The 6,303-nt window shown below is 69.2% G+C and carries 7 protein-coding genes; 6 read left to right on the forward strand and 1 reads right to left on the reverse strand.

Annotated features, from left to right (window positions below; translation table 11 throughout):
- Position 1: 1 nt before the first annotated feature.
- On the reverse strand, positions 2-946 hold the full coding sequence (locus tag ACFXN1_RS21615) for an oxygenase MpaB family protein (protein ID WP_379440217.1): 945 nt from the start codon (positions 944-946) through the stop codon (positions 2-4).
- Positions 947-1,096: 150 nt separating this feature from the next.
- Here ACFXN1_RS21615 and ACFXN1_RS21620 point away from each other — a divergent pair, with 150 nt between their 5' ends.
- The 6 genes from ACFXN1_RS21620 to ACFXN1_RS21645 all read left to right on the forward strand — a co-directional run.
- The gene (locus tag ACFXN1_RS21620; protein ID WP_379463656.1) at positions 1,097-1,741 is read left to right on the forward strand and encodes a TetR/AcrR family transcriptional regulator; all 645 of its coding nucleotides are present in this window, start codon (positions 1,097-1,099) and stop codon (positions 1,739-1,741) included.
- 379 nt (positions 1,742-2,120) lie between these two features.
- Positions 2,121-2,405, forward strand: coding sequence for a hypothetical protein (locus tag ACFXN1_RS21625; RefSeq protein WP_354844716.1), 285 nt, complete (start codon positions 2,121-2,123; stop codon positions 2,403-2,405).
- A 156-nt stretch (positions 2,406-2,561) separates the two neighbouring features.
- Entirely contained in the window at positions 2,562-3,923 is a 1,362-nt protein-coding gene (locus tag ACFXN1_RS21630; protein ID WP_379440214.1) for a cytochrome P450, read from the forward strand.
- Positions 3,920-4,822: an alpha/beta fold hydrolase gene (locus tag ACFXN1_RS21635; protein WP_379440212.1), complete on the forward strand. Its 903-nt coding sequence runs from the start codon at positions 3,920-3,922 to the stop codon at positions 4,820-4,822. The genes ACFXN1_RS21630 and ACFXN1_RS21635 overlap by 4 nt, the downstream gene beginning before the upstream one ends.
- Positions 4,806-5,663 (forward strand): SDR family NAD(P)-dependent oxidoreductase, encoded by an 858-nt coding sequence (locus ACFXN1_RS21640; RefSeq protein WP_379440211.1) that lies wholly within the window; start codon positions 4,806-4,808, stop codon positions 5,661-5,663. Before ACFXN1_RS21635 ends, ACFXN1_RS21640 begins: the two co-directional genes overlap by 17 nt.
- Positions 5,660-6,303 (forward strand): flavin-containing monooxygenase (locus ACFXN1_RS21645; protein WP_379463657.1); only part of this gene is annotated, 644 nt, incomplete at its 3' end. The genes ACFXN1_RS21640 and ACFXN1_RS21645, both read left to right, overlap by 4 nt.

Here is a 6,303-nt window from a genome sequence, read left to right on the forward strand (position 1 = left end):
ATCAGCTTGCGGCAGAGACGGTTCGGTGCCCGCGACGGCCGTAGAGCTCGCGGGCGGCGGCCGGTGTGACCGTTTCGAGCCGGGCCGGGGGCTCCGCTTTCAGGTGCTGTTCGAGGATCTGCCCCGCCATCGGCGCGATGATCGGGGCGGCCATGATCAGACCCGCCTTGTCGAAGAGCGAGAACAGCCAGACCAGGACGCGCGCTGCGGGTCTCACCAGCAGGTCGACAATGCCCGGGCGGTCGAACTGGCCGAGCTTGCGCATCCACTCGGGCAGCGTCGCGATCGAGGCGAACGACAGCAGGCGTGCACCGATTGCGTACGTCCAGCCCGCGCCGTGGCGCGGCGAGGTGAACAGCAGCTGCCGCATGCCGTCCTGGGCGCGTTCCGAAGTGCACAGGCGCGCACGGACATTCGCGTAGTACTCCTGCACACCCGCGCGCGTGACCGGCACCTCCTCGGGCTTGCAGGTCTGCAGCTCGGCCGCGATCCGGCACTCCTGCCAGTAGCGGGCCTCCTCCTCGGGAGTCAGTCCGGGCCCGAACATTTCATAGGCCTTGAGTACCGAGTGCCAGCCGGTGATGTGGATCCACAACTGGGTTTCGGGGGAATTGGCGCTGTAGCGCTGCCCGCTGATCGGCTCGATGCCCGTGTTCTCGGCATGCACCGTCATCAGGTGCTCGGAGGCCTGGATGGCCGTGCGGGAATCGCCGATGGCCACGATCAGGAAGTACGCGAAGGTGGCGTCGAGGCGGTGGCGCGGCTCCGAGTAGATCTTGCCGGTGTCGGCCACGGCCGCTGTCAGGAACGGATCGAAGTGCTCGAGGGTCACCGCGCGCTGGAAGCCGATCACCGCGGTGGGTGCGGTCCACACCTTCCAGCTCGGCGAATCCGGGCCGAAGAAGCCGTAGTCATCGCGGCGGAGAGTGGTCGGATCGAAGGTCACTGGGGCTCCTCTGCAGGCTCGATCCATGGAATACAACGCCACCGTAGCAATTTTGGGCGCTGAATACAACGGGCGCGTAGCTTTAGCCCGGACAGGGGCGTGACCTCGCTATCCGGGATGACAGAATGGGCCGGTGAAGGTGGAGCGGCAGTGAGCGAACCCCGTGTGACGGCAGACCGGCCGCGGCGGCGCTATGCGCCCCGCCTGCCCCCGGACGAACGCCGGGCCCAGCTGCTCGACGCCGCCTTCGCCGTACTGGAGCAGGCCGAGCTGCACGAGCTGAGCATGGAGGCTGTCGCCGCCGAGGCCGGTGTCGGCAAGCCGGTGCTGTACACGGTCTTCAAGACCCGCGCGGAGCTGGTCGCCGCGCTGCTCGAACGCGAACGCGAGCGCGCCCTCGAACAGGTCGCCGACACCCTGCCCACCGACCTGCTCGGCGCGGACCCGGTCGTCGCCGCCTCCGCCACAGTCGAGGCGTTCGTCGATGTGGCCCTGCGCAATCCGACCCGCTGGCGACTGCTGCTCGCCGGCCCGGGCAATGCCCCCGACGAATATCGCGAGGCCATCCGCAGCTCCCGCGCCGGCATCTTCGACCGGGCCGAGGCGCTGGTCCGCATGGGTCTGATCGCCGATCCACGCTGGGCCGGAATCGATTCCGGCCTGCTCACGAATTCACTGCTGACCATTGCCGAAATGCTCGGCCGCCTGGCCGTCAGCGAACCGGACGCCTATCCCCGCGAGCGCATCGAGGGCTTCGTCCAGGCCATCGTCCACCTGCTGATCGGCACCCGCTGACAGCACCTGCCGCTGCCCATGGCGGAAGACGACGCCGGCTGCCCGTCCAGTGGGCCTAGCACCCGCACCAGGTTGGGGCCGTGCCCGAGATGGTGATGGGTGACTCGAGGGTCATGTCCTCGCGGCGGCAGATCATCCGCGGCCACCGCAGGACGCGGCCGGAATGGGCGAGGACCCGCGCCTGTCATTGATCGATCGCCGGATCGGACTGCGCTGGTCCGAGACGGGTCTCCGTCATCAGACCTCCCGTGTGTCGCCGCCGGGGAGTGACGATAGCGAAGTCCGGACCCGAACCGGCGGCGCAACATTGACGCGATCCATACGGCGACTCGCCGGTGTGCGCGTGCGGAACTCGGGCGGGCGGGCCTACTATGCCCGCATGACGGTCGGCACTGACCTGCCCAAACCCGATGCCCTCTTCGATCTCGACGTCTGGCTACATCGTTGGCCGGCCAGTGTGTACGCCACCGAATTGCATTACGGCGTACTGGTTTTCACCGGCTGCGACCAGTTCGATGAGCGTGACGTGGAGATCGCTCGGCGGACATATCCGGGGCGGCGCATCCTCATCGACGACACCGGCAAGCTCCAGGTGCATCCGGCGGGGGAGGGCCCGCCGATCTCGATCTTCGATCCCGCTCACCCGTTGCGGTCGGCGCTGTAGTCGACCGCTCCGGACAGCGTTCAGGTCGTGGCGCCGACCGGATTGCTGAGGGCTGCCACGTGGCCCTCTCATGTCCGGAACGTGACCCTTGCCACAGTCGGTACAGGCGCGTACCGTGCTGTTGGTACGCAGATGTACCAGGCTGGGAGATGGCGCATGACCACAGTGACACTGCCCGACGGACCAACCACGCCGGCCTTCGTGCAGGGCATCGAGATCCTGGCCGGGCGCACCCGGGCCTGGCGTCGCCTGCATCAGCGCTACGGATCGGCGTTCATGGTCGCGATGCCCCGCTTCGGGCCCACACTCGTGCTGTCGGAACCGGCCGAGGTCAAGGCGCTGTTCACCACGCACACCGATCTGGTGGACAACATCGACGCCAACCTCGGCCAATTCCTCGGCCCCGGTTCGCTTTTCGCGCTGCGCGGGGAGGAACACCGCAAGGAACGCAAGCTGCTCACCCCGCCGTTCCACGGGCGACGGCTGGCGGTCTACGAATCGCTCATCGAGGAGGAGGCGGTCCGCGAGATGGCCGGCTGGCCGTCGGGGCGCGAGTTCGCGACCATGGACTCGATGATGCGGATCACCCTGAACGTGATCCTGCGCGCGGTCTTCGGCGCGGAAGGCGCGGAATTCGACCAGCTGCGGGCGCTGCTCCCGAAACTGGTGCTGGTCGGGTCGGCGCTGGCGGCACTTCCGGTGCCGCGCAGGCTGTTCGGGCGCTTCGGGCCGTGGGCGCGGTTCGCCGCCTACCGCGCGCAGTACGACGAGATCGTCGGACGGCTCATCCGGCGCGCGGCCGCAGATCCGGAGCTGAGCGAGCGTGACGACGTGCTGGCCATGCTGCTGCAGGCTCGCTACGACGACGGTTCGGCCATGACGCACAGCGAGATCGCCGACGAACTGCTCACCCTGCTCACCGCCGGGCACGAGACCACCGCCACCTCGCTGGCCTGGACCGTCGAACGGCTGCGGCGGCATCCGGACATCCTGCGCCGCCTGGTCGAGGAGAACGACGCGGGCGGGTCTGTGCTGCGCGAGGCGACACTGCTGGAGACCCAGCGGGTACGGCCGGTCATCGACGCTACCGCGCGCAAGGTGCGGACCGACTCGCTGCAACTGGGCCGGTGGACGCTGGCGCGCGGGCAGCATGTGCTGGTGAGTATCCGGCTCATGCACGACAATCCGGAATTGTTCACCAACCCAAGGGATTTCGATCCCGATCGGTTCGTCGGCGCCCGGCCGGGGACCTTCAGCTGGATTCCGTTCGGCGGTGGCGCGCGCCGGTGCATCGGGGCGGCCTTCGCGACCATGGAGATGAATGTGGTGCTGCGGGTGCTGTTGCGGGACTTCACACTCGAGACCACCGACGCGCCCGATGAGCGCGCGCACTTCCGCGGGGTCGCACTGGTTCCGGCGAAGAAGGGGCGGGCCGTCGTGTATCGGCGGGCACCACGGCCGCCGGCGGTCGAAGCCGCCGAAACCAGTGTGGAGCGTGGCGCCGAGGTGACCGCATGAGCGAGCGGGTGGCCGAGGTCGGGCGGGGGATCACCCTCACCTACGAGCGGGAGGGATCGGGCGTGCCGCTGCTGCTGATCGCCGGGCTCGGGCAGCAGAAGCACGAATGGCACGACGGGCTGATCGCGCAGCTGGTGGTGCGCGGATACGACGTGGTGCGGTTCGACAATCGCGATGTGGGGACCTCCACGCACGCCGGGTTCCGGCCGCCGGGAGGGCTGGCGATGGCCCGCAAGCGCTGGGACCCACAGCAATACGATCTCGGGGACATGGCCGCCGACACCGTCGGGTTGCTCGACACCCTCGGCTGGCGGTCCGCGCACGTGGTCGGCATGTCGATGGGCGGGATGATCGCGCAGACCGTCGCGGCCCGCTATCCGGCTCGGGTGTCCTCGCTGACGTCGATCTTCTCGACCACCGGTGCGGCACGCGTGGGGCGCCCCGCGCTGTCCACCTGGGCACGCATGTTCCGCAAGCCCGCCGGGACCCGCGAGGAGCACCTGGACCGTGCGGTCGGCATGTACCGGCACATCGGCTCGGCGGGATATCCGTTCGACGAGGCCAGGATTCGCGCGACCGCGGGGACCACCTGGGACCGCGATCCGCGCCCGGCGGCGGGAGTGGGACGCCAGCTCGCCGGAATCATGAAGTCCGGCGACCGGACCGCCGAGGTGCGGACGATCACCGCGCCGACCCTCGTCCTGCACGGCGACCGCGACCGCATGGTGAACCCGACGGGCGGCAAGGTCACCGCCGCGGCGATCCGCGGCGCGCGCCTGCACACCGTCCCCGGCATGGGTCACGATCTGCCCGCCGCACTCTGGCCCACCTTCGCCGACCTCATCGACTCGCACGTCCGCACCGCCGAATCCAGGAGTTCCGATGTCCCGAACCTCTAGGCCCCTGTCCGGCCACCCGGTCATGATCACCGGCGCGGCCTCCGGAATCGGGCGGGGACTGGCCCAATTGCTGTCTCGCCGTGGGTCGCCGGTGGCCATCGCGGATATCGATGCCGAGGGTCTGAAGCAGACGGCGGCCTCCCTCAGCGGGCCGGTGCTGACCCGCGTGCTGGATGTGCGCGACGCGGCCGATCAGCTGGCCTTCGCCGACGAGGTGCGCGAGTGGCTGCCCGCGCCCCTGGCGGCGGTGTTCAACAATGCCGGGGTGGCGGTGTCCTCCTCGGTGCTCGACAGTGTGCCCGCGGACGACGAATGGTTGCGGCAGATCAACTTCGACGGGGTGGTGAACGGCACGCGGGCGTTCCTGCCGATCCTGGTCGAGCAGGGCAGCGGCGCCATCGTCAACACCTCCAGTGTGTACGGGCTGGTGGGGATGCCGTATCAGAGTGCTTACTGCGCAGCGAAATTCGCGGTGCGCGGGTTCACCGACGCACTGCGGCAGGAACTTCGGGGCACGGGCGTCTCGGCGGTGACCGTGCATCCCGGCGGCATCCGGACCAATATCGCCCGCAACGGCCGGGTGCGCAAGGATCCCGAGGGCAGGGGCCGCACCCACGAGCAGATGGCCGCCGAATTCGAGGCCATGACCATGACCACGCCGGAGCAGGCGGCCGAAATCATCTGCCGCGGAGTCGAACGCGGCAAGGCGCGCGTTCTCGTCGGGCCCGACGCCTACCTGTTCGACACGCTGGCGCGGGTGACCCCGACGCACTACTTCGACGTGCTGTCGGTCGTGATGGGCCTGGTACGCGCCCGGGCCGCGAAGGGAGCGAAGCAATGACCGAACACGTGGACGTGCTGATCGTCGGGGCCGGGCTGTCGGGCATCGGGGCGGCACATCATCTGCAGGACGCGTTCCCGGGACGCAGCTACGCCATTTTCGAGGCGCGCGAGGCCATGGGCGGGACCTGGGATCTGTTCCGGTATCCCGGGGTGCGGTCGGACTCGGATATGCACACCCTCGGGTACCGGTTCCGGCCGTGGGTGGCGGCGGAGGCCATCGCGGACGGGCCCGCCATTCTCGGCTACATTCGCCAGACGGCCGCCGACGCGGGGATCGATCGGCGAATTCGCTACGGGCACCGGGTGACCGGGGCCTCGTGGTCGTCGGAGGAGGCGCGCTGGACCGTCGGGTTCGAGCACGACGGAATGACCTCGACCATCACCTGCGACTTCCTCTACCTGTGCAGCGGCTACTACCGCTACGACGAGGGCTACACCCCCGAGTTCGCCGGCATCGGCGACTTCCGCGGGCAGATCGTGCACCCGCAGCACTGGCCCGCCGAACTCGATTACGCCGGAAAGCGTGTCGTGGTGATCGGCAGCGGGGCTACCGCGGTCACGCTGGTGCCGGCCATGGCCGACAACGCGGGGCACGTGACCATGCTGCAGCGGTCGCCGACCTACATCATGTCCGCGCC

The organism is Nocardia sp. NPDC059154 (assembly GCF_042755705.1).
Taxonomy (GTDB): domain Bacteria; phylum Actinomycetota; class Actinomycetes; order Mycobacteriales; family Mycobacteriaceae; genus Nocardia.